The organism is Rhodanobacter sp. Soil772, from assembly GCF_001428385.1.
Classification (GTDB): Bacteria; Pseudomonadota; Gammaproteobacteria; order Xanthomonadales; family Rhodanobacteraceae; genus Rhodanobacter.
In genome coordinates this window covers 1,053,802-1,077,763 of the sequence record NZ_LMSK01000002.1, presented here as the reverse complement: position 1 = coordinate 1,077,763, position 23,962 = coordinate 1,053,802, and the positions used below count along the sequence as shown (strand labels likewise).

The window sequence follows — 23,962 nt, the reverse complement described above, 5'->3', positions numbered from 1 at the left end:
GAGGCCTCCCTAAAGTCGAGACCGTCACCCAATAAAACCCGGAGTCCGACCACGTGGTCAAAGCCGTGCGATTTTATCAGACCGGAGCTCCAGAGGTCCTGGTTCTCGAGGACGTTGATGTCGGTGCCCCGGGTGTGGGGCAAGTCCGCCTGCGCCATGTTGCCGTGGGCCTGAATTATGCGGACACCTACTTCCGCAATGGAACTTATCCGATCCCATTGCCCTCCGGTATCGGGGTCGAGGCGGCAGGCGTCGTTACCGAACTGGGTCCAGACGTAACGAACGTCACGGTCGGCGACAAGGTCACCTATACCGGCTTCATCAATACCCTGGGTGCCTACAGCACGGAGCGCCTTGTTCCGGCGGCTTCGTTGATCAAGTTGCCCGAAGGCATCGACTGCGAGACGGCGGCGGCGATGACGATGCGCGGGCTCACTTCCGCGTATCTGATGCGCCGCATCCATGACTTCAAGCCGGGCGAAACCATTCTCCTGCACGCGGCCGCCGGCGGTGTCGGGCTGATCGTGACGCAGTGGGCGAAGCTGCTCGGCTTGCGAGTGATCGGTACCGTCTCGACCGATGAGAAAGCGGCCCTGGCGCGCAGCCATGGTTGCGACGAGATCATCAACTACACACGCGAGGCTATTGCCCCGCGCGTGCGCGAATTGACCGGTGGTCGCGGTGTCGATGTGGCGTTCGACAGCGTCGGCAAGAACACCTTCATGGCCTCGCTGGATTCACTGTGCCGTCGCGGCCTGATGGTTTGCGTCGGTACCGCCTCCGGCACCATTCCGCCGTTCGATCCGCAGCTCCTGGCCATGAAGGGGTCGCTCTATCTGACCCGTCCCGCGCTGGCGGATTACATCGCCGATCCCGCCGAGAAAGCCGCGCTGGCCGCGGAAGTATTCGGTCATGTCGCCGCCGGTCGCATCAAGATCGAAATCAACCAGCGCTATTCGCTGGAGCAGGCGGCGCAGGCACATCAAGACCTCGAGAGTCGCAAGACCACGGGCTCCTCGATCTTCGTGGTGTGAGCATGCGCATCGACCCCCTGACCTGTGCCATCGGTGCGGAACTGCTGGATGTGAATCTGGCGGATGCCGTGACCGACGATGGTCTGTTCGAGGAAATCTACGCGGCGCTGCTGAAGCACCGCGTGCTGTTCCTGCGCGACCAGACACTCGACAAGCTTTCGCGCCAGCAGCACATGGCATTCGCCCAGCGCCTGGGCGAGCTCGAAGACCATCCGCTCATCCCCAGTCACCCGGAAGCGCCGGGCTTGGTGCAGATCTACAAGAGCCCTGATACCCCGAGGGAGCGTTACGAGAACGCTTGGCATTGCGACGGCACCTTCCGCGGGAAGCCACCCATGGCCTGCGTCCTGCGCTGCATCGAATGCCCACCGACCGGTGGTGACACGATGTGGGCGAACATGGTGCTGGCCTATGAAAAGCTTCCTGCAGCGATCAAATCGCAGATCGACGGCCTGATCGCGAACCACAGCTTTAACGCGTCGTTCGCCGCGGCTTTCCCCGCCGAAAAGCGCCTCGCCTTGAAGGCCCGGTACCCAGACGCCGAACACCCGGTGGTCCGCACCCATCCGGATACGGGTGAGAAAGTCCTGTTCGTGAACGCCTTCGCCACCCACTTCGTCAACTACCACACCAGCGAACACGTGCGTTACGGCCAGGACTACAACCAGGTCGGAGCCGACTTGCTCAAGTACCTGATCAGCCAGGCGTACAACCCGGAGTACCAGGTGCGCTGGCGCTGGACGCCTTACAGCGTGGCGATCTGGGATAACCGCAGCACCAACCATTACGCGGTCATGGACTACCCACCGAGCTTCAGAAAGATGGAGCGCGCCGCGATCGTCGGCGCCAAACCGTATTGATGGCTTCGCGCTTTCAGCCTCCCCGGCACATCGACCTCCCACATCCTGCATGGAGTGACTCATGAATTTTCTAGACGGATCTCTATTCCCCGAAAACCAGCAGAAACTGGTCATCACCGTCGCCCCCTACGGTCCGGAGTGGGTGCCTGAGGATTTCCCCGAGGATCTTCCGCTCACCATGCAGGAACACATCCAGACGGCGGTCGATTGCTACAACGCCGGCGCCACCGTGCTGCACCTGCATGTGCGCGAGCTCGACGGCAAGGGTTCCAAGCGCCTTTCGATGTTCAACGAGTTGATCGCCGGCGTCCGCAAGGCCGTGCCCGACATGATCATCCAGGTGGGCGGGTCCATCTCCTTTGCACCGGAAAGCGATGGCGAGGCCGCGAAGTGGCTTTCGGACGATACGCGCCACATGCTGGCCGAGCTCGACCCGCGGCCGGACCAGGTGACGATTGCGATCAACACGAACCAGATGAACATCGTGGAGCAGATGTGTGAAGCCGATCTGCGCGGCACCAGCATCGCAAGGCCGGAGGTGTACCGCGCCTATCGTGAAATGACGATACCCGCCGGCCCGGAATGGGTCGAGGAACATATCCGCAGGCTCAGCGCCAGCGGTATCCAGACGCACTTCCAGCTGGCCAACATCACCCAGCTCGAGACGGTCGAGCGCATGATGCGGCGCGGTACCTGCAACGTTCCCCTCATTCTTACCTGGGTCGCCATCGGCGGCGGCTTCGACGCGCCGAACCTCTACAACCTGGCCAACTTCGTTCGCGCCGTGCCCGATGGCGCCGTGCTCACGCTCGAGTCGTCGATGTTGAACGTGCTGCCGGTCAACATGATGGCCATCGCGATGGGCCTGCATGTCCGTTGCGGCAACGAGGACAACCTCTGGGCCCAGGATCGCACGCGCAAGATAACCAGTGTGGAGCAGGTCCAGCAGCTGGTCCGGATAGCCCGCGAATTCGGCCGCGAAGTGGCGAGCGCCAAAGAGGCGCGCGAGATCTACAAGATCGGCACGTTCTACAACGACGCCGAAGAAGCCCTGCACCAGAATGGTTTTGCGCCCAGCCGCCGGCCGGGCCAGGTGGGAGCGACCCGGCACGGGGGATCACGACGCGCCAGCAACCGCACATGAGTGCTCCGGCAAAGCCAATGCTCGGCAACGTGATCCCGCAGGCACGAATCCATGGCGGTGCCGGCATCATGATGACCCCGCATGATGTAACCGTCGTGATCGTCCCCGGTCTGCGGGATCACGTTGCCGAGCATTGGCAGACGCTTCTCGCCGAACGCCTGCCACGCTCCCGTACCGTGCCTCCCCTGGAGACCGACAAGCTCAGTCGGGCGGCGCGCGTCAACGCGTTGCAATCGGTGGTGGCCGCCGTCGAAGGGCCCATCGTCTTCGTGGCCCACAGCGCGGGCGTCATGATCACCATCCACTGGGCAGCCGAACACGGCAGCAACCGGGCGATACACGGCGCGCTGCTGGCCGCGCCGGCCGACCTCGAACTGCCCATGCCGCCCGCGTATCCCGCGCTGGATGCGCTGCGTGCGGGTGGCTGGTTGCCGCTGCCGCGTGCGCAATTGCCATTTCGCAGCATCGTCGCTGCAAGCAGCAATGATCCTTTGGGAGAGGCTTCGCGAATTGCCGGCTTTGCCCGCGACTGGGGAAGCAAGCTGGTCGATCTCGGCGAGGTCGGCCACCTGAATCCAGCGTCTGGTTACGGTGATTGGCCCGAGGCGACCCACCATATCCATTCCTTGCTGACGGAAGGTTGAGGACGTCGTATCGTCCACGTCCGGTCGGCGCGCATCCACCCGTCTTGACGGATACGTCATGGGCACTGCCATTCATGTCCATGCCACGCATTTCAAGTTGATTGCACAAACTCCCGAGAGCGAGAATTCCATGCCCCAGCGCGATAACCCGGCGTTGTCATTGAACGGCGAATCCCTGCCGCCGCGGACCTACGCCTGGATGGTGTTCGCGCTGACCTTCGCACTTCTGTTGTCCGACTACATGTCGAGGCAGGTGCTGAATGCGGTATTTCCGCTGCTGAAAATGGAGTGGGGAGTATCCGACGCGAAACTCGGCGGACTGAGCAGCGTCGTTGCCCTCACGGTGGGCCTCCTGACGCTTCCGCTTTCGTTGCTGGCGGACAGGTACGGACGCATCAGGTGCCTGGTCACGATGGCCCTGCTCTGGAGTCTCGCAACGCTCGCCTGCGGGTTCGCCCGCACCTACGAAGAAATGCTGATCGCCCGCTTCTTTGTCGGGTTGGGCGAGGCCGCCTACGGTGCCGTCGGGCTCGCCGTGGCGCTGTCGGTGTTCCCGGTCCACATGCGCGCCACGATCACCGGCGCCTTCATGGCCGGCGGGTTGTTCGGGTCCGTGCTGGGAATAGCCTCCGGCGGCGCCATCGCGGCGCACTTCGGCTGGCGCGTGGCCTTTTACGCCATGGCGGCGTTCGGCCTTGTCTTCGCGGTGATCTACCCCTTCGTCGTGCGAGAGCGCAGGATGGCGCGGGCTCCATCGGGTGCCAGCGCCAGGGCCGCCTCGGGGCCCACGACAAGTCTGCGCAACCTGTTCACGAATCCGGTCCTGCTCTGTCTCTATGCCGCGAGCGGCGTGCAAATGTTTCTTCCCAGCGCACTGATGGCATGGACTCCAAGCTATATGGTGCGTTACTACGGAATGCAGACGGCCCAGGCCGCCAGCTTCGCGGCGATACTCGTCCTTTGCGGCGGCGTCGGAATGGTCGTGCTCGGCATAGTAAGCGATCGCAAGAGTCGCGCTGCGCCGGCGAGCGGGCAGCAGGTGCGTCTGGCCATGATCTATTGCGCGGTGTCTGCCGTGAGCCTCTTCATTGCGTTCGCGCTGCCGCCAGGGCCCGTGCAACTCGGCTTCATCGCACTCGGCTTTTTCTTTTCCGCCGGGATGGCCGGCCCAACCGGCTCGATGGTCACGCAGTTGTCGCACGTGTCGTTCCATGCGACCGCGCTTGCGGTTCTGACATTGGTAAACAACATACTCGGCCTCGCACCTGGCCCCTTCGTAACCGGTGTCATTGCCGACCATATCGGCCTTCGCAATGCGCTTCTGATCATGCCCGTCATGGGCCTGATGGCGATCTTCCTCTACCGTCTTGCCCTGTCGCTGTGGCGGCAACACAGCGGGAAGCCCCACGCCATTGACGGCATCGCCTGAAGGAGGCGAAGAACTGCTGGCGGCCCCTCGTGGCCCGTGCCCGGGCAACCTCGTCGCTACAGGGCTCGACGAATCCGCGGCTCGGGCAGTACGGCCTGCGGCATGACACCGCGGCGATAGCGAATGCCCTGTGTCGCACGCCAACGCGCCGGGGTGACGCCGAACTGGGTGGCAAACCAGCGCGTAAAAGAACTGGGGTTGCTGTAGCCAAGCTGCTCGGAAATATGGCCCAGCGCGCACGAAGGATCTTTCATGAATCGCAGCGCCTGTTCACGCCTTACTTCATTGATCAAGCTGACGAAAGTCTCGCCGTTTTCGTCAAGGCGACGCTGCAGCGAGCGCACGTTGAAAGCCAGCAGCTTGGCCACCTGCTCGATCGTCGCCGATCCCATCGGCAAAAGGATGTGAATGGACTTCCGCACTTCCTGGACGGTTGAAACGGTATCGCCTGACGACATCGTCTCGATGAATTGCCGGGCATAGGTGGCCATGACCGGATCGGTCAACGGATTCGAAATCTCCAGAATCTCGGTGGGGAGCACGATGCCGTTGAAGTCCGAGCCAAAGGATACCGGGCACTGGAAGACCCGCCGGTGGATGCGCAGACTCGCGGGAGCAGGGTGCGAAAAATTCACGCTCGACGGACGCCAGCGCGTGCCGAAAATCGAGCGGCAGGTCAGGAAGAGTACGGCGATGGCCAACTCAGTGGCCTGGCGCAGCGACTCCTGGGCACCGATGACGATTTCCTGCCGGAGAATGGTGGACTTGCCGGCATTCTCCATGTGTATGGCCAGCGCTTCATTCACGAGCTGGCGGTAGCTGATGATCGTGTTCAACACGTCTTTCAGCGTGCGCTGCTGCGACACCAGCAAGCTGACAGCCCCCAGCGCGGAAATATTCCTCGGCTCGGCCATCCTCAAACCGTAGGTTTCGCAGCCCGAGGCCGCTGCACTTTGTTCGAGCAGGCGAACCACGACCTCCGCCTGCAGGGTCTGATCCTGGTTCTCGAACATGTCCGGGCTCAAGCCGACATTCGCCAGCGTGGGATGCGGATCGAACCCGATCTCGCTGGCCACGTCGAGGTAATGCATGAGCACGGCCGCCCGGACTTTTCCGCCCGCTCCGGCTTGTCGCTTCAATGGCACTCTGCTCTCCGGGAAAGCCTGGGTGCGCTTTCGGCATGGAGGTGCGGCACGGGATACTGCCGATGCCGGATGCACCTGCGGCGGGCCTGTGCACGGTCGCCATTCATTGGCCCGCAACGCGATCCTTGCCAGCCTGCTTCGTCATACCGATACGCGAGAGAAACCGACGGGCACGCCATGCACGAGCGGCTGCGCGAAGCCGCCGCTGCATGAAATGCGATCGAGGAATTGTGGCCGCGCCCCACCATTTTTCGCCTCCCCGGACAGCACCCCGATAGTCGCCCGACTATACAGATTGGAGCTGACCACCCATCGACTCATCTTGCCAAGCCGCCAAACCTGGCGCCAGCACGGGCCGGCGCGTATGGCCCTCCCTGGTGCGGCGCCCCGCCCATGATGGAGCCGCGGCCGCCGACGCGTGACTGTTCGCCGAGCCGGTTACGTCTTCGGCGGGTGCCGCGGCATCACGACGAACCCTGGTTCTTCGAGGCTACCGTTACAGCCCGCAACTCGCGGCGCAGAATCTTGCCCACGGTGGACTTCGGCAGCGCATCGACAAAGTGGATCAGCCTGGGAACTTTGTACGCCGCAAGTTCATTACGGCAATGCGCAACCAGCTCCGCCTCGGTCAAGGTCGAACCCGCCGACCGGACCACAAACAGGGAAACTTTCTCGCCATCGCCGATATCTTGCGTGCCGATGCATGCGCACTCGGCCACCCCGGGGCAGGCGGACGCGATCGCTTCGACTTCGTTCGGGTACACGTTGAATCCGGAGACATTGATCATGTCCTTCTTGCGATCGACCACGCGCAAAAAGCCCGCCTCGTTGAACTGGCCGATGTCGCCCGTCCGGAAGTATCCGTCGCGGGTGAACGCGACCGCGGTCGCGTCCGGATTGCGCCAGTAACCCGGCATCACCTGCGGGCCCTTCGCGCAGATCTCTCCGGTCTGGCCGATGGCGACTTCGGCACCGTCGTCGTCGATCAGCCTGATATCCGTCGACGGCAGCGGCAGCCCGACCGTTGCGTTGAACTCGGTCAATTCCGCCGGGTTGAACGACAGCACCGGACTGGTCTCGGACAACCCATAGCCTTCGTGGATGATGACTCCAGTGACCTTTTGCCAACCCGCCGAGGTCACGGGAAGTATCGATGCTCCGCCACCGGCGGCGAGGCGGAGTTCGGAAAAATCCACTTCGCCGAGACCCGGGTTCGCCAGCAGCGCCGCATAAAGCGTGTTGACCCCGGCAAAGACCGTCGGCCTCGCGTCCTTGAGTGTCTGGACAAGACCATCGATATCGCGCGGATTGGCCACCAGCCAGTTCGTCGCGCCGATGGCGAAGTAGCTGACGAGGTTCACCGTCAGCCCGAAGATATGGTAGAGCGGCAAGGCCGTGACCACCCGTTCGATGCCGGGTCGCAGTGCCTGCGGAATCACGGCGCCGAACTGCTGGAAGTTGGCGACGAGATTGCGATGCGTCAGCACCGCTCCTTTGGACAGCCCCGTGGTTCCGCCGGTGTACTGCAGGAACAGCACGTCGCTGCCTTCGATGTCGACCGGCCGGAAGTCGAGGTCCTTTCCTACATGCAGCGCCTCCGCGAACGCGATCGCATCGTGCAACCGTGCATCCATGACGGGACCGACCGCGGGCACGTTGCCGCTATCGCCCGGCGTCACACTGATCACATGTTTGATCGCGGTCTTGCCGACCACCTCGGCCAGGGTCGGCGTGGAACCGGTGTAGACCACGATGACGCTGGCCCCCGCGTCCTGCAGCTGGTGTTCCAGCTCGCGGGCGGTATACATCGGGTTGACGTTGACCTGGATCGCGCCGGCCCGAATGATGCCGAGCATGGCGATCGGGAAGGCGAGGATATTCGGCAGCATCACCGCAATGCGATCGCCCTTCCTGACCCCGAGCCGGCCCTGCAGGAACGCAGCGAACGCGCGCGCTTCACGATCGACTTCCGCGTAGGTCAGGCGACCGCCGATGCCGACGAACGCGGTGTGGTCCGGATAGCGGGCGACCGCGGCATCGAACACATGAAGAAGGGTCGGGAAGGAATCCGCATCGATTTCTTCCGGGATGGTGCTGCCATAGGAAGCGATCCAGGGTCTTTTCATTTCCGTTCCGGATTCAATCGTCGCGCTGCTCCGCCTGGCTTCACTGCGCATGATCAATGCCGCCTGGCCGTTTCGAGCTCGCCCACGACGCGGTCGGCCTTGTACACCTTGCGGAGAACTTCGAGCACGGCGCCCGAAGGAACCGATACGGTGCGGTTGCTGCGCTCGTCAAACCAGAAGTCACCGCCCAGCGAGGCGACGTTTCCGCTGTAGACGATGCCTACGAGCTGACGGTCGCGGTCGATCAGCGCGGCGCCCTTGTCGCTGCCGATCACGTCGTTGCTGGTAACGAAGTTGAGGTGCTGCTTCGGATCGAGCGCGCCTTTCGCCGCGACCCATGACGGGGGCAGCATGAAAGGGGCTTCCGCGTTCGCGCGGGCGAAGAGGTCTGCGACGTCGGCAAATGGCGCGACCTGCCGCGTGCCGTCATGCCAGCCCGCGACCGTGCCAAACGAGAAGCGCTGGGTGGCGGTCGGGTTCGGATAGGCCGCGTCGCCGTACTTCTCGAAGCGCGCCTGCTCGATCAGGCGGCCGTTGCGGCCGACCCATGCCTCATAGTCGTCCATCTGCTTGCGGGCTTCTTTCGCATCGGGTTCGATGAGGCGCGCCAGCTTGATGAAGGTATCGTCGGAGCTCTCGATCGCGGCGGTGCCGCCTTGCTGGAGCGCCTTGCGGACAGCGATGTCGCCCAGCCGGGTGCCTTCGACCAGGCGGTTCGCCAGCGCCTTGGGCGACTCGTTGCCGATCGCCTTCTGCACGAAGGGATAGTAGAGACCCAGCCCGTCGCGCACCTGGGCGAGCGTGAAGGTGAACTTGACCTTCTCGTAATCCGGGTAGACGGGGGCGGTGGAGAACAACTGTTGCGTTTCGCTCTGCAGTTCCGGCACCGGCTCACCGCGTTTGATGGCGTCGTGCTCGGCGGCGCCGCGCACCAGCGCCTTGGCGAAACCCAGGTACTTGCTGAAGAAGCCGCCGCGACCTTCCTTGAACTGGAACGGCAACTCGATTTCGCGATAGGTGGCTTGTGCGCGTTCGATCTCGTCCCACGCCGCACCGTACCTTGCCTTGCGCGCGGGGTCGCCGGCGACGAAATCCTGCAGGCTTTGTTCGTCCGCGCGCTTGCGGGCAAGCATGTCGGCGTCCTGCAGGGCCTCGAACTTCCCCCGGAACGACTTGTACAGCCTCTCGATGGCGAAAAGGTCGGCCTGCGCAATGCGCCGGTGCTCCTCGCTTTCCGCGATGTAACGGGTCAGGACACCGCGCAGTTCACCGAAGCGCATGAGCGCGTGGGCGATGTCGCGGTCCTTGTCGGTCTGCAGTTGCGCCAGGGTTTTCGCCCGCGAGCCACCGGCCGGGTTGCTGATCGCGATCGTCAGTTCGCCGGCTTTCGCATCCTGGGTGGAAAGCGGAAAGAAGTCCGCGCTGGCGACCGGCTTGCCGTTGTCGTAGGCGCGCAGCAGCGCGACATCGAAGGCATAGCGGGGGAATTCGAAATTGTTCGGGTCGCCACCAAAGGTTGCCACCGACCCTTCGGGCGAGAAGACCAGACGCACATCGTCGAAGTGGTGATACCGGTAGAGCGAATGCGTCGCGCCGCCATGGAAACCGACCACCTCGCAGCGTGTGCCCGGGGCGCCCTTGCTGGCGCACTCCTTCTCGACATCCTTCTTCACCGCCCGCAGGTCGCCGGCAGCCTTGCCGGCCAGCGCTTGTCTGATGCGCACGGAAATGTCCTCGATGGCATCGAGGCGATCCATGCCCAGGCCCGGGCAGATCAGTTCGTCCTTGCCGGTTCTGGCGTAATAGCCGTTGGCCGCGTAATTCGTGGCGGCAGTCGAGACCTTCTGCACACAGGCCTCGATACACCGCGGGGTCGTCAGTACCAGGCCGTCCGGCGAGACGAAGGCACCCGAACAGCCTCCCGTCAAACGCACGGACGAGCGTTGCGTCCGGCTGATCCAGTCGGCGTCGGGTGCGAAACCATAGGCCTTGTTCACGGCGGCGAGCGGCAGATGGTCCGGTTGCCATAGCCCTTCGGAAGCGAAGGCAGGGGCACTCGCGAAAAACGCCGTGACAACAACTGCTGCAACCCTGACGAGCATGACCATCTCCCGGATCCACCCCACACGGGACAGATTGAATCATTGATGCCGATTTCCACCGGCCCGCCCCGCGCCGGCGATGCATCGGGCACCCGGGCGCCTTCGTGCAGCGTCATCTTGCGGAGGAGCCGTCGCTCCTTTCCGATCGCGCGAGGCGACCGGAAAGGGCGGACGAACCATGAAACATGTACCGCTCGCTGAAACCGCTTACTTCGCCAGCTCGTACAGGTAGTCGACGTACGCTTCGACGGCGCCATCGTAGCCCTTGATCTTGGGATGCTCCGACTTGATCACGAAGTACTCGTCGGGCGCGTGCTGCTGGCCGCCGTGACCGACACCCACCAGGGCCACCGGCAAGCTCAACGGCGGATCGGAGAAGATGTAGCCCGGGAACGATCCCGCGCCACGCGGCCACATCAGGGGCTCGATTCCTTCGTTCCGGAGCGCGGCGATCTGCGCCTGGATCAGCCTGGCGCTGGATGCCGTGGTGGTCGAGTTGTAGCCGCCGGTCTCGATGACTTCGATGTCGCCGTAGCCGTGCTTGATCAGGTGGGCCTTCACTTTCGCCACCGCCACGTCGTAGCTCATGCCCCTGGGCAGGCGGATATCGAACTTCGCCGAAGCGCGGGTGGGCAGCACGGTCTTGCCGCCTTCGCCGGTGTAGCCAGCGATCATGCCCTCGATGTTCAGCGTAGGCTGCGACACCAGCCGCTCGTTCGCTTCGCGCCACGACAGATCGTCGATCCAGCGCGAGACGCCGAACAGTTTCTTCATGGCCTCTTCGCTGCGGACCTTGGTCGCCTTGGCGATCATGTCCTTTTCTTCCGCGGTCAGCGGAGCGGCCTTGGGGAAGTCGTCGATCGTGATGGTGTTGCCGTCCTCGGACACCATCGAGGACATCGCCTTGACCAGGTGCCAGGTCGGGCTGTCCACCATCGCCTTGTACGACGAATGGATGTCCTTGGTCGGGCCACGGCCCCAGGCTTTGCCGGTGGAAACCAGCTCGAGTTCCACCATGCCCTTGGCGCCGAGATTGATGGTGACCGCACCATCCGGACCCTGCAACGGATAGGGCGCGAAGACGCCCATGCTCTTGCTCAGCGCTGCCTTGACCTTGGGGTTGAGCACCAGGTCGCCGATGTTCGGCGAACCGATTTCCTCTTCACCCTCGGCGACGAGGACGAGGTTCACCGGCGGCTTCTTTCCGGTGGCGCGGATGGCATGCAAGGCGGCCAGGAAAGCCGACTCGGGACCCTTCTGGTTGACCGCGCCGCGACCGACCATCACCTCGCCGAAGCCCGGCTTGTGGACCAGACGGCCCTCCGTCGGCGGCGAGGTCCACTCGGAGGCGACGAACTGCTTGACGTCGTACAGGAAGTACAGCGCCACGGTCTTTTCCGCGCCGGCATCCAGCGTGGCGAACACGCCCGGCTTGCCCTTGGTGGGAATGATTTCCACGTGCTGGAAGCCGGCATCCCTGGCCAGCTTCATCATGTGCTCGGCGCCAGCCGGATAGTTCAGGTTCTCCGCGGCGACTGCCGGTACGGAGATCCATTCCTGCAACCGCTTGATCGATGCGTCGTGCTGCTTGGCGATTTCCGCCTTGATCGCGGGGCTGGCGGCGAGCGCAGTGTTCGCGCCGCCGAAGGCACCGGCGACAAAGCTGGCGCCAAGCACGGCGGCGCACACCGCCAGCCGGTTGCGTACCGCTGGCTTGCCACCACTTGATTCAAATTTGGTCTTCATGAACTTGCCCTCGTTGTCGAGTCGCCAACACCTCCCAGGAGGTGTTGGCTCAATGGGTTTCCACGTGCCGCGGCGTCAGAATTCCAGGCGCGCCGAGACATACGCCATCCGACCCGGCAGAGCATAGGTCGAGCCGTCGTAGCTGTTGAGCGAGCAGGTCAGGCAGATCGGGGCTTCCTTGTCGAACACGTTGTTGATGCCCGCGGCCAGGGACAGGCCCGCGAAACCTTCGGGGAGTTTCCAGGACGCGCGCAGATCGTGGTACGTGGTCGCCGCCATGTAATGGCGGTTGAGCACCGGGTCGGAGCAGACCGAATAGGCGATGGCCGAACCGCAGGTTTCGCGCAGGCGGCTGGTGTAACGCACCGTCCAGTCCATCGCCCACGCGTTGCCGGGGCTCCTCCAGCCGACGTTGGCCGTGGTCTTCAGGCGCGGCAGGCCGCGGTCGGTCACTTCAATGCCGACACGCTCGGGCTGCTGCCGTCCGATGGCATCGGTGGCGGTATATTCCAGCGCGTACGTACCATCGATGCGGGCGCCGAAACGGCCGAACGAGGTTGCCGGAAGCTTCCAGTCCACGCCGAAGTCGATGCCATCCATGCGGATCGCGCCGAGATTTTCCAGTGCAATGACGAACTGCGTGATGTTGCCGAGACTGTCGCGGCGGATGCGCTGGCAATCGGACGACGCCGGGTTGGCGCTGTTGGCGCAGTTGAACAGCACGGTCTGCGCGTCAGGTGCCTGGATGGCGCCTTCGACGTTGATGCGGTAATAGCCGAGCGAGAAGTCCAGCTTGTCTGCCCATGCGCGCTGCGTGCCCCATTCCGGGCTGTACACCGCACCGAACGTCAGGCTTTTGGAGGTTTCCGGCTTGAGCCCGGCGTTGCCGTTCGTCGTCGTCAGGACCTGCGTATTGAGCTGCGTGTAACCCGCCGGCACGCCAATCGCACTGCAGTTGGCCAGCATCGCCCCCGTCGCTGCGGAGCACGGATCCCTGAGCAACGGTCCGGCGATCGCACCTGAAGCGTAGAGTTCGCCCAGCGAAGGCGCACGGAAGCCTTCCGCCCAGTTTCCGCGCAGGGTGAGGTCATTGAAGACCTGCCAGCGGAAACCGACCTTGTTGTTGGTGGTGCCACCGAAGTTGGAGTAGTCCGAATAGCGCGTGGCCAGCGACACGTCGAAGCTCTGGATGCCCGGCAATTCGGCCAGCAACGGCGCGTTGAGCTCCAGGTAGTACTCGTCCGTGGTGAACGAGCCCGACAGCGGCGGCATCGATACACCCGCGCCACCTACTTCACCGGCAACCGCGATCGGATTCGGGGTGTAGTAACCGGACTGCCTCCTGTTCTCGTAACCGGCCGCGAATTCGAGCGTCCCCGCCGGCAGGTCGAAGAGGTTGCCGCTGATGTTCGCGGTGTAGTCCTGCAGACGCTGCTGGCTGCGGTCCAGGCCCGTGAACATGATGTAGTCGAGCATCTCCCTGGTGACGCCCGCGGGGCCGCCGAAGAGATTGAACGGCACGCACGCTCCGGTGCATTGCGAAATCGGGCCCAACGCCTGCTTGAGCTTCGCCGCGTTGTACTGCGTGAACAACTCGTTCGTCGCCCTGTTGGTGGCGTCGACGTAGTTGACGTCCCAGTTGAAGAAGCGTGTTCCCAGGCTGAAATGGCCTTCCAGTCCGGTCGAGAAGTAGCGGGTATCCACTTCCTGCTTGAACCGGCGGGCACCGGCCGACACGAGGCGCATCTGGCCGGCCACCGGCACGATGGTCTGGCCGAACGGGTTGTACGGGTTGGTCGCATCGACGGTCGTGATGCTGCCGTACGGCGAGCTGCCGAACGAGGTGCCGAATGAGATATTCGTCGGCGCGGCGCGGTTTTCCGACTTGCGGCTGTTGTAGAGCCCCTTCACGTGGGCGCTGACGCTCTCGGAAAGCTGGAACTTCACCTGGCCGAAAAGGCTGTTGCGCTCGAGCGGGTTCAGCAGCAACCCGTACGGCGCGTGGTTGAAGCGGTCGGTCGCACCACTGAAGCGGTGGAAGTCTTGCGATGGGTCACCGGTCGAGGTGCCATTGGACACGATGTTGCAGTTGCCGCCGGGGCACAGGCCGCCAAAAGTGTCTTGGCCCCTGAAAATGAGCCGCGTGTATGGCGTCGACGTGCTGCCCAGGGCCAGGCCGGTACCCGGCACCGGAAAGGAGGAACGTTCCCACTCGTCCGACGAAATACCGTCCTGCTTCGAGAAGCCGAGGTCGAGGAACCATTCGACTTTTTCGCTCTTGCCGCCGTAGGACAGGCCCATCTGGCGGTTCGTGCCGCCGCCAAGCCGGAGGTTGTCGCCGGAGTAGAGGTTGACGGCGCCGCCTTTCTGCGACTTCTTGGTGATGATGTTCACCACGCCGGAGATCGCGTCGGAGCCATACAGCGAGGACGCGCCGTCCTGCAGGATCTCGATGCGCTCGATGATGCCGACGGGAATCGTGTTCATGTCGACCGAGTTCGACACGCCCGAACCGGAACTTTCATTGACCCAGCGCAGGCCGTCGACCAGCACCAGCACGCGCTTGGTGCCGAGGCTGCGCAGGTTGAGCTGGGACGAGCCCGCGCCGCTGCCGCTGCCGTCCGGCGGCAGGCCGGTGTTGCCGGAGGGGTTGAGCTGGGCATTGAAACCCGAACCCGCCGAGCTCAGCTGGGAAAGAATGTCCCCCACACTGGTCAGGCCGGACCGTGAAATTTCTTCCTGCGTGATCGAAATCACCGGGTTCTGGGTCGCCGCATCCGCACTTTTGATGCGCGATCCGGTGACTTCCACGGCGTCCAGCGTGCGAACTTTGTGATTGTCCGTCGGTGCGGCCTCCTGCGCGGAGGCGCTGGAACAGATCGCAATGGCGGAGAGTAAAATCGGCAAACCCTTTCTTACAGACGGCATACTCAGCCTCTCATTATTTGTTTTGGCCCGTTAAAGGGCATGCCCCATTCAAACTCAAACGATTTCGTATTCCGCAATCTTCCGATCCGCTACGAAACCCGTGCCTCTCGCACGCAATTGAGTTTTCTTCTCCCCCCACCCGAGGGCGCTGAGCCGCCTCAGCCGTTGCCGTAAATCTCGACCCACTGAGCGCGGTGGCTTCGAGTCTAGGAAGGCCCGTGGGTAATTCACTTACCAAATAATGACAAACATAACGCAGTTGACGACACTCAAACGTCGCCAGCGGAGAACCTGCAACGGTTCCGCAGCCGAGTCTCCACCGGGAACCGGATGGCTTGTCGCCCATGCGATGTGTGGGTACGGCCGGCCGCAGCGGTGCAACCGGTCGCCCAGGTCTGCAGCGTTGCCTTGAGGTCCGGCTGGCTCCTCACCGGCCTGTACTACGCGCAAGGTGACTGGGGCACGCCGCTCGCCAACGGCGTGCGGCCGGGAGCGCCGGAGCTGGATGGATGCGCTCGCAAGCGATGGCGGCGGCTCCGGATTGACGGGCCGGACTGCTGTCGACCACTGCTCGCCGGAGCCTCACGCCAACGGTGAGATCCTGTCACCCGTCTCCGACCGTTGCCACACGGAGAAGCACCGGGGCAATGTCAGCGCCGTGTCACGGCCTCGCCGTGAACTTGAAACTGATCGACAGCGATGCAACAGACGCCGCAATCGACCCGGCAGGCCAGCGTGCTCACGCCATCCGCTGACGCAACGCCTGGTACACCGGCTCGGTATCCGGACGCTGGCCGTGCCACAACTCGAACGCATCGGCGGCGGTTTCCACCAGCATGCCGAGGCCGTCGAATGCGTAGCGTGCACCCGCGGCCGTCGCCCAGCTCAGGAAGCCGCTGGCGGCGGCGCCGTAGGAAAGGTCGTAGCACAGCGCGCGCGCACCGACCAGCGCGGGCGGCAACTGCAGCGACGCACCCAGCACGCCGGCCGAGGTGGCGTTGATGATCATGTCGTAGCTGCCGATGTCGGCCAGATCGGACCAGTAGCGGGTATGCGCGCGCGCCGGTTCGCCAATCGCGTCGGCCAGCGCATCGGCGGTCTCGGCGGTGCGGCTCACGATGGTCAGCGTCTCCACGCCGGCATCCAGCAGATTCCAGGCCACGCCATGCGCGGCACCGCCGGCGCCCAGCAGCAGGGCGGTGTGGCCGCGCAGGTCCACGTGGTGACGCTCGGTGAGGTCGCGCACCAGGCCGGCGCCATCGGTGTTGTGCGCGGCCAGCCGGCCGTCGGCCAGCGGGGTCAGCACGTTCGCGCTGCCGGCGCGGGTGGCCGCCATACTGCGTTGCACGGCCAGCGCATAGGCGGCGGCCTTGTGCGGCAAGGTGACATTCGCGCCGCGGCCGCCGGCGGCGAAGAAGCGCTGCACGACCGCGGCAAACTCGACCGGCGCCGCGTCGATCGCGCGGTACTCCAGCTCGACGCCGAACTGCCGCGCAAATGCCTGGTGGATCTGCGGCGACCGCGAGTGGCTGATCGGATGGCCGAACACGGCGAACTGGGCGGCTGGCATGGGGATTCCCTGATGGTTACCTGGCTTCATTCTACAAGCCGCCCTTACGTCGCAAGCGGTGAGATGGGCACACCGCAACCTGCGGTCACTTTTCCGCGGAGACCGTCCATGCGCACGCAAGCCTTGTCTTCCCCACATCATCAACGCCTGCTCGGCGCCGCCGTGCTGTGGTTGCTTGGCGGCGGCGCGTTGCTGCTGAGCACGCTGGTACCGGCGCACACCGATCTGCTTGGCTGGACGCCGGCGTTCTGGCTGGTCGGGGCGCCGCTGATCGTGCTGCTGGCGCTGGAACCTTCGCTGCCGCGGCAGTTGCTGGCGCTGTACCGGCCGCGCCGGCGCATGGTTCGCCGCATGGCCTGGTATTAACCCCTGACGCGCAGGGGTGACGCCAGTCAGTGGGTGCTGCCGCCCTGGCGCTTGCGCTCCATCCGGCGCAGGAACTCCTGCATGATGCGCAGGTACAACTCGTCGCCCAGATGCGCGTCCTCGACGCCGGCGTCGATCGACGGGTTGTCGTTGACCTCGATCACCACCGGCTTGTTGCCGACCCGTTTCAGATCGACTCCGTACAGGCCGTCGCCGATCGGATGGGTCGCCTTCAGCGCCAGCTTGACCACTTCGGCCGGCGCATCCTTCACCGCGATGGTCTCGAAGCCGCCGGATTTCGCGGTGCCCTTGGCGCCGTGGTTGTAGATCTGCCAGTGGCCGCGCGACATGTAGTACTTGCACGCGTACAGCGGCTCGCGGTTGAGCACGCCGATGCGCCAGTCGAATTCGGTGTAGACGTATTCCTGCGCCAGCAGCAGCGCGCTGTGCTGGAACAGGCCGCTGGCCGCCTGCGTCAGTGCCTCTTCGTCTTCCACCTTGACCACGCCGCGCGAGAACGAGCCATCCGGGATCTTCAGCACCAGCGGGAAACCGAGCTTGGCGACGACTTCTTTCATGCCCTTGCTGTCGTCGCGGTAGAGAATCTCGGTGCGCGGCACTGCCAGCTTGCGCGAAACCATCAGGTCGTTGAGGTAGATCTTGTTGGTGCAGCGCAGGATCGAGCTGGGGTCGTCGATCACCACCATGCCTTCCTTCTCCGCGCGATGGGCGAAGCGGTAGGTGTGGTTGTCGCTGGCGGTGGTCTCGCGGATGAACAGGCCGTCGTACTCGGCCAGGCGCTGGTAGTCGTTCTTGCCGATCGGATCGACTTCGATGCCAAGCTCCTTGCCGGCGGCGACGAAGGATTTCAGCGCCTTCTTGTTCGACGGCGGCATCTGCTCCTTCGGGTCGACCAGCATCGCCACGTCGTAGCGGAACTGGCGCCGCGCGCGCGGCTTGCGCCACAGCTTGCGCGAGAAACCGTCGAGTTCCTCGGCGAACGCATCCTCCTGCGCGTCGTCCAGCGTGTGCAGACCGACCGGCTTGATCGAGCTGACCTGCCACACGCGGTCGCGCTCGAACTCGATCCGCAGCAGCGGGCAGGGAAACGTCTCGAACACCTGCCGCGCCAGATCCTGCAACGCCGGATAGGCGGTTTCGCCGAAGTAGACCAGGATGCCGAAGTCGGTGGTGTCGCGGCCGCCGGCCGGCAGGAAGTGGGTCAGCTTCTGGTTGAGGTCGTCGATGTCCACGCCGTACAACGAGCGCCGGCGCAGGTCGTTCACCGTGCGCACCGACGGCATCACCTTGTGCCCGCGCGCCTCGGCCAGCAGCGACACGTAGTAGCCGGCACCGAGGTACTTGTAGCTGCGGCACAGGTTGATCACGTGGGTGCGTTCGTCGTCGCTGCCGACCGGCTTGCGCAGGTAGTCCATCGCGCTCATCACGTCGACGGACGGATAGTACGAACTCCAGTCGGAGGCTTTTTCGACAACGATGACCAGACGGGTCATGGCACCACTCGGGCGATACGGCGATGGCGGGGCTGCCCCTGCGCGGGGCGCGGCAGCATGTACAAAACGCGCAGTTTGGCACAGCGTCGCCGTGGCACAAGGGAAAGCGCTGAAGCGCGAATAAACGGCGCCGGCGCGCGCCGGTACGCGGAAATCGCCCGCGCGCGCTGTCGGCTGCTAAAGTCCGCGTGTGCCGACCACCTTTCCCCTGCCGTCATACGAGCACGCCCGCCGCGTCGTGGCGGAATCCGCCGACCTGCCGCCTGCTCCCGCCAGCCTGCTGCGCGTGCGCCGCGCCGCTTCGTCCGACCTGGACGACCTGGTTGCGCTGGAGCAGCGCAGCTTCAACAGCGACCGGCTGAGCCGCGCGCAATACCGCCGCCACCTGGACAGCGATTCGGCCCTGGTGCTGGTGGCCAGCGCCAACCACCGCCACTTCCTCGGCAACGCCGTGCTGTTCTTCCGCAAGGGCAGCGGCGCGGCGCGGCTGTACTCGCTGGCGACCCAGCCCGAGGCTCGCGGCCAGGGTGTCGGTGCGGCGCTGCTGGAAGCCGCCGCCGAGGTTGCCCGTCGCCGCGGCTGCCGCGCGCTGCGCCTGGAAGTACGCGCCGACAATCACAGCGCGATCAAACTCTACGAACGACTCGGCTATCGACGCATCACCGCACTGGCGGCTTACTACCAGGACGGCGCGGATGGCTGGCGCTACGAGAAGCTGCTGGACTGAGCGGGTGCAGTTGTGCGGTTCGAGCCGCGACGTGGCCGCTTAATGTGGCGCTACCAGCAGGTTGACCAAGGAAGCCCCGAGAATCTCGGCATAGCCGCTTACGACCCATGACGCAATCGGCGTCAGCGGCCTTCCGCAGACACCCGTACTGTTTTGCGAGATGCATTCTTTGCGTATTCCCGCTCGGCGTTCGAGCGGCTGTTGCAAAACGACCGCTGACAGCTCCGCAAGAGACTTCCCGCCGACGCCAGGCCCCCTAACCACCCAGCGGCTGTCCAATCCTTCGCTCGGTCACCTCGTCGGGCCGCGCCACCAGCGCGCCGGTGCGCATCAGGCTGACGCTGTAGTGGCCCTGGTCGACCAGCGGCAGGAACGCGCCGCTGCCGTAGACGGTGTCGATTTCCGGCACCCAGCGCGGGTACTGCTTTTTCAGGTTGAGCAGGTCGAAGGCGCCGGCTTCGCCGAAGCCGATCACGGTGCGGGGCGCGCTGGCTTCCTGCGCCGGATCGTCGTAGCGGCCGGACAGCCGGTCGAGCCGGTACAGCGGCGGCACGCCGGCCAGCAGGGCGGGCAGTTTCCACTTCAGCACGATCGCCTCGACGCGCCAGTCGTCGCCGGCCAGCTGCACCTGGCGCGTGCTGCCGTCGGGCCAGGTGAGGGTGAGCGCCCAGCGCTGCGGCGACAGGATGCGTGCGTCGATCTCGACCACCGGCGCCTCTTCGCCAAGCAGCCGGTAGCCGCGCAGCGCATAGCCGGTGCCGGCCAGCAGCAGGGTCAGCGCGAAGCAGGCCAGGCACAGCAGCGCGCGCCAGCAGGCGGCCAGCCGGCGGCCGTCGTACAGGCGCTGGCGCAAGGCCACCAACTGCACCAGGGTGGCCACGCCGAACACCACCGCCAGCACCAGCAGCACGGTCATCGGCATGCGCAGCAGCGCGCTCCAGTCCATCGTCGTTCCCTCATCGCCTCGTCGTGCGATTCATCCGCGCATCATAGCGGCGATGCCGCGGCCGGTTCAGCGCGGCTCGCTATACTGCAGCCGTCTCCAGGAATTCCGATCATGCGCCGATCCCTCTTGCTGCTGCCGTTCTGCCTCGCCCTCGCCACGCTTGCCGGCTGCGGCAACAAGGGCCCGCTGGTGCTGCCGAGCCAACCCGCCGCGGCGTCGACCACGGTGAAACCGGCCGCGCCGGCACTACCGGCCAGCGTCGACAACCCGGCTACCGACCAGTACTGATTCCGCCCATGCAGCTGCGCTTCTCGAAAATGCACGGCATCGGCAACGACTTCGTCGTGCTGGACTGCCGGCAGCGCGCGTTCCCGCTGGACGCGGCACAGATCCGCGCGCTGGCCGACCGCCACACCGGCGTGGGCTTCGACCAGTTGCTGAGCATCGAACCGGCGCGCAACCCGGCCTGCGCGTTCTATTACGGCATCTGGAACGCCGACGGTTCGTCGTCCGGCCAGTGCGGCAACGGCGTGCGCTGCGTGGCGGCGTGGCTGCACCGCGCCGGTGCGCTGGCGCTGGGCGACAGCGTGGCGATCGAGAGCCCGTCCGGCCCGGTGACGGTGTGTCTGCTCGGCGCCAACCAGGTCACCGTGGACATGGGCGAGCCGGTATTCGAACCGGCGCGTATCCCGTTCGCGGCCGACGCCACGGCCGATCGCTACGAAATCGTCGTGGGCGACGAACGGCTGGACATCGGCGCGGTATCGATGGGCAACCCGCATGCGGTGGTGGCGGTGGAAGACCTCGCCAACCCCGCGCTGCAGCGGCTCGGCCCGCTGCTGACGAACCATCCACGCTTCGCGCAGGGCGCCAACGCCGGCTTCGTGCAGCGGCTCGATCGTGGCCAGCTGCGCCTGCGCGTGCACGAACGCGGCGCCGGCTGGACCCGCGCCTGCGGCACCGGCGCCGGCGCCGCGATGGCAGTGCTGCACCAGCGCGGCGACGTCGACGACTCGGTGGCCGTCGAGCTGCCCGGCGGCACGCTGCGGATCGACTGGGCCGGCCCCGGCCACACGCTGTGGATGACCGGCCCGGCCGCGTTCGCGTTCGAGGGCGAATGGCCGGTTCCGGCCGCCGGCACCTGACGCGGCGGTTGAAGCGCGCCCGCGTCCATCGCACACTCCAGCCGGACGGCGCGCATCTTTCGCGCGCCCCGCAACGGTTCGAGGACATTCACGCATGACCGCCACCCTGCTCGACGACGCCACCCAGGCCCGCGTGGTCGCCGCCTACCTGAAACGCCACCCGGAATTCCTCAGCGAATACCCCGAGCTGGCCGCCCGGCTGACCATGCCGCCGCGCGAGCAGGGCGGCGCGGTGTCGTCACTGGCGGTGTACCAGTTGCAGAGCCTGCGCGACAAGAACGCGGAACTCGAACGCCAGCTGGCCGAACTGATCGCGATCGCCGCCGAGAACGAAAAGCTGATGGAACGCGTGCACGCGCTCACCGTGGCGCTGCTGCGCGCGAACACGATGGAGGTGACCGCGCGCACGGTGATCGCCAAGCTCGGCGCGGATTTCCACACCGAGCAGGTACGTCTGCTGCTGTTCGGCGACGAGCCGCAGCTGCCGCGCGCGGACTGGCTGCAGCAGATCCCCGGCGGCGGCGCCGCGCTGCCGGAGTTCGCCGAATTCCTGCGCAAGGGCGAGCCGGTCTCCGGCCGCCTGTCCGCCGAGAAGCTCGAGCGCCTGTTCGGCGCCGACGCCGGGCAGATCCGTTCGGTCGCGATGATGCGGCTGGGCGACTGCGGCATCCTGGCGATCGGCAGCACCGACCCGGACCGCTTCCAGCCCGGCATGGGCACGCTGTTCCTGAAGATGATCGCCGCCACCATCACCGCCGCGCTGGCACGCTCGCGGGATATTTCCTGAGCCGGCGATGACGCCCGAACAACAGGTCGAGCAATGGCTCGATCGCCTCGCCGGCGAACGCCACGCCTCGCCGCACACGGTCGCCGGCTACCGCCGCGACCTGGCCAAGCTGCTGCACTTCATGCGGGAACAGCAGCTGGCTTCGTTCGATGCGCTGGATGCGAACCGGATGCGCACGTTCGTGGCCGGCGAGCATCGCGGCAAGACCGGCAAGGATGGGCTGGCGCCGAAAAGCCTGCAGCGCCTGCTGTCGTCCTGCCGCAGCCTGTTCCGCCAGCTCAACCGCGAAGGCCAGCTGGCCGGTGATCCGCTGCTCGGCGTGCGCGGCCCCAAGGTCCGCCGCAAGCTGCCGCAGGTGCTCGACGTCGACGAGGCCGCCGCGCTGGTGGAGACCGACAGCGGCGGCAAGCTGGCGCTGCGCGACCGCGCGATGCTGGAGCTGTTCTACTCCAGCGGCCTGCGCCTGTCCGAACTGTGCGGCTTGCGCTGGCTCGACCTCAACCTCGACGAGGGCGAAGTGCGCGTGCTCGGCAAGGGCAACAAGACCCGCATCGTGCCGGTCGGCCGCCACGCCATCGCCGCGCTGCGCGCGCTGGGCACGGAAGAAGGCACGTCGGCGGACAGCCCGATCTTCCGCGGCCGCGGTGGCGCGCCGATCAACCCGCGCACGGTGCAGCTGCGCATGAAGACGCTGGCGCTGCAGCAGGGCATTCCCAAGCACATCCATCCGCACCTGCTGCGGCATACGTTCGCCAGCCACATGCTGGAATCCTCCGGCGACCTGCGCGCCGTGCAGGAACTGCTCGGCCACGCTGACATCGCCACTACCCAGATCTACACCCACCTGGATTTCCAGCACCTGGCCAAGGTCTACGACGCCGCGCATCCGCGGGCCAAGCGCAAACCCTGACGTTGTGCCCCTCCCCTGCCTGCAGGGGAGGGTTGGGGAGGGGTGCTCTTGATCTTTCTCGCCAACCTGAGCAACCCCCTCACCTGAAGGACTCCCTTCGGTCGCCAGCCTCCCCCTGCGAGCAGGGGGAGGAGCCAAAAGCCCCCGACATTGAAGCGAAACCGCTGCGGCCCCATCTCATTCGCTCAGGCACATTCTTGCGGAGCTCCCATGGAATCGTTTCACGCCACCACCATCGTCTGCGTGCGCCGCGAGGGCCGCGTCGTGATCGGCAGCGACGGCCAGGTCACGCTGGGCAACACGGTGATGAAGGGCAATGCGCGCAAGGTCCGCCGGCTGGGCAAGGCGGGCGACGTGGTGGCCGGCTTCGCCGGCGCCACCGCCGACGCGTTCACCCTGTTCGAACTGTTCGAGCAGAAGCTCGAGAAGCACAACAGCAATCTCACCCGTGCCGCGGTGGAAATGGCCAAGGAATGGCGCACCGACCGCCGCTTCGGCCGGCTCGAGGCGATGCTGGCGGTGGCGGACAAGGAGGCGTCGCTGCTGATCTCCGGCAACGGCGACGTGGTGGAACCCGAACACGGCCTGATCGCGATCGGCTCCGGCGGCCCGTTCGCGCAATCCGCGGCGATGGCCCTGCTGGAAAACACCGAACTGGATGCGCGCACCATCGTCGAGAAGGCGCTGAAGATCGCCGGCGACATCTGCATCTACACCAACCACAACGTGTCGATCGAAGAGCTGTGATTCGAAGGCCGGGATTCGGGAGACGGGATTGGGGATTCGCAAGAGCCCGCATTCCCAACCCCGCCGCGTCCCTCAGCTTTTCCGAATCCCAA

Annotated in this window: 20 protein-coding genes; 12 read left to right on the top strand and 8 right to left on the bottom strand. The window is 65.3% G+C overall.

The window, feature by feature from the left end; translation table 11 throughout:
- Positions 1-53 precede the first annotated feature (53 nt).
- From ASG75_RS11240 to ASG75_RS11220, 5 genes are all read left to right on the top strand, one after another.
- Entirely contained in the window at positions 54-1,034 is a 981-nt protein-coding gene (locus tag ASG75_RS11240; RefSeq protein WP_056388888.1) for a quinone oxidoreductase, read from the top strand.
- 2 nt (positions 1,035-1,036) lie between these two features.
- Positions 1,037-1,894 carry a TauD/TfdA family dioxygenase gene (locus ASG75_RS11235; protein WP_056388886.1) on the top strand — a complete coding sequence of 286 codons (858 nt, stop codon included), beginning with the start codon at positions 1,037-1,039 and terminating at the stop codon, positions 1,892-1,894.
- A gap of 61 nt (positions 1,895-1,955) precedes the next feature.
- A complete protein-coding gene (locus ASG75_RS11230) occupies positions 1,956-3,038 on the top strand; it encodes a 3-keto-5-aminohexanoate cleavage protein (protein WP_056388884.1) in 1,083 nt (360 codons plus the stop codon).
- On the top strand, positions 3,035-3,682 hold the full coding sequence (locus ASG75_RS11225) for an alpha/beta hydrolase (RefSeq protein ID WP_200935673.1): 648 nt from the start codon (positions 3,035-3,037) through the stop codon (positions 3,680-3,682). The genes ASG75_RS11230 and ASG75_RS11225 overlap by 4 nt, the downstream gene beginning before the upstream one ends.
- A gap of 58 nt (positions 3,683-3,740) precedes the next feature.
- On the top strand, positions 3,741-5,111 hold the full coding sequence (locus tag ASG75_RS11220) for an MFS transporter (RefSeq protein ID WP_200935671.1): 1,371 nt from the start codon (positions 3,741-3,743) through the stop codon (positions 5,109-5,111).
- 56 nt (positions 5,112-5,167) lie between these two features.
- On the opposite strand, the gene ASG75_RS11215 is transcribed toward ASG75_RS11220, so the two are convergent.
- From ASG75_RS11215 to aroE, 6 genes are all read right to left on the bottom strand, one after another.
- Positions 5,168-6,202 (bottom strand): AraC family transcriptional regulator, encoded by a 1,035-nt coding sequence (locus ASG75_RS11215; protein ID WP_082547571.1) that lies wholly within the window; start codon positions 6,200-6,202, stop codon positions 5,168-5,170.
- Between the two features lie 518 nt (positions 6,203-6,720).
- Positions 6,721-8,433, bottom strand: a complete 1,713-nt coding sequence (locus ASG75_RS11210) for an AMP-binding protein (protein WP_235580198.1) — start codon at positions 8,431-8,433, stop codon at positions 6,721-6,723.
- 2 nt (positions 8,434-8,435) lie between these two features.
- Positions 8,436-10,490: a S46 family peptidase gene (locus ASG75_RS11205; RefSeq protein ID WP_082547570.1), complete on the bottom strand. Its 2,055-nt coding sequence runs from the start codon at positions 10,488-10,490 to the stop codon at positions 8,436-8,438.
- A 201-nt stretch (positions 10,491-10,691) separates the two neighbouring features.
- Positions 10,692-12,230: a M20/M25/M40 family metallo-hydrolase gene (locus ASG75_RS11200; protein WP_082547569.1), complete on the bottom strand. Its 1,539-nt coding sequence runs from the start codon at positions 12,228-12,230 to the stop codon at positions 10,692-10,694.
- A 75-nt stretch (positions 12,231-12,305) separates the two neighbouring features.
- Positions 12,306-15,137, bottom strand: coding sequence for a TonB-dependent receptor (locus ASG75_RS11195; RefSeq protein ID WP_056388878.1), 2,832 nt, complete (start codon positions 15,135-15,137; stop codon positions 12,306-12,308).
- A gap of 760 nt (positions 15,138-15,897) precedes the next feature.
- Positions 15,898-16,728: a shikimate dehydrogenase gene (aroE, locus tag ASG75_RS11190; RefSeq protein ID WP_056388876.1), complete on the bottom strand. Its 831-nt coding sequence runs from the start codon at positions 16,726-16,728 to the stop codon at positions 15,898-15,900.
- A gap of 108 nt (positions 16,729-16,836) precedes the next feature.
- Here aroE and ASG75_RS11185 point away from each other — a divergent pair, with 108 nt between their 5' ends.
- The gene (locus tag ASG75_RS11185; RefSeq protein WP_056388874.1) at positions 16,837-17,094 is read left to right on the top strand and encodes a hypothetical protein; all 258 of its coding nucleotides are present in this window, start codon (positions 16,837-16,839) and stop codon (positions 17,092-17,094) included.
- Between the two features lie 26 nt (positions 17,095-17,120).
- Here ASG75_RS11185 and ASG75_RS11180 read toward each other — a convergent pair whose 3' ends face one another.
- The gene (locus ASG75_RS11180; RefSeq protein ID WP_056388871.1) at positions 17,121-18,608 is read right to left on the bottom strand and encodes a RimK family protein; all 1,488 of its coding nucleotides are present in this window, start codon (positions 18,606-18,608) and stop codon (positions 17,121-17,123) included.
- 238 nt (positions 18,609-18,846) lie between these two features.
- On the opposite strand from ASG75_RS11180, the gene ASG75_RS11175 reads away from it, so the two are divergent.
- Entirely contained in the window at positions 18,847-19,335 is a 489-nt protein-coding gene (locus ASG75_RS11175) for a GNAT family N-acetyltransferase (protein ID WP_235580197.1), read from the top strand.
- Positions 19,336-19,591: 256 nt separating this feature from the next.
- Here ASG75_RS11175 and ASG75_RS11170 read toward each other — a convergent pair whose 3' ends face one another.
- Entirely contained in the window at positions 19,592-20,281 is a 690-nt protein-coding gene (locus ASG75_RS11170; RefSeq protein WP_056388864.1) for a hypothetical protein, read from the bottom strand.
- 111 nt (positions 20,282-20,392) lie between these two features.
- On the opposite strand from ASG75_RS11170, the gene ASG75_RS11165 reads away from it, so the two are divergent.
- From ASG75_RS11165 to hslV, 5 genes are all read left to right on the top strand, one after another.
- Complete coding sequence (locus ASG75_RS11165; protein ID WP_056388863.1) at positions 20,393-20,569, top strand: lipoprotein; 177 nt, start codon at positions 20,393-20,395, stop codon at positions 20,567-20,569.
- 8 nt (positions 20,570-20,577) lie between these two features.
- Positions 20,578-21,426, top strand: coding sequence for a diaminopimelate epimerase (gene dapF / locus ASG75_RS11160; RefSeq protein WP_056388861.1), 849 nt, complete (start codon positions 20,578-20,580; stop codon positions 21,424-21,426).
- Between the two features lie 94 nt (positions 21,427-21,520).
- A complete protein-coding gene (locus tag ASG75_RS11155) occupies positions 21,521-22,213 on the top strand; it encodes a DUF484 family protein (protein ID WP_056388859.1) in 693 nt (230 codons plus the stop codon).
- Between the two features lie 7 nt (positions 22,214-22,220).
- A complete protein-coding gene (xerC, locus tag ASG75_RS11150; RefSeq protein WP_056388857.1) occupies positions 22,221-23,123 on the top strand; it encodes a tyrosine recombinase XerC in 903 nt (300 codons plus the stop codon).
- A 210-nt stretch (positions 23,124-23,333) separates the two neighbouring features.
- The gene (gene hslV, locus ASG75_RS11145; protein ID WP_015449209.1) at positions 23,334-23,870 is read left to right on the top strand and encodes an ATP-dependent protease subunit HslV; all 537 of its coding nucleotides are present in this window, start codon (positions 23,334-23,336) and stop codon (positions 23,868-23,870) included.
- The last annotated feature ends 92 nt before the right edge of the window (positions 23,871-23,962 follow it).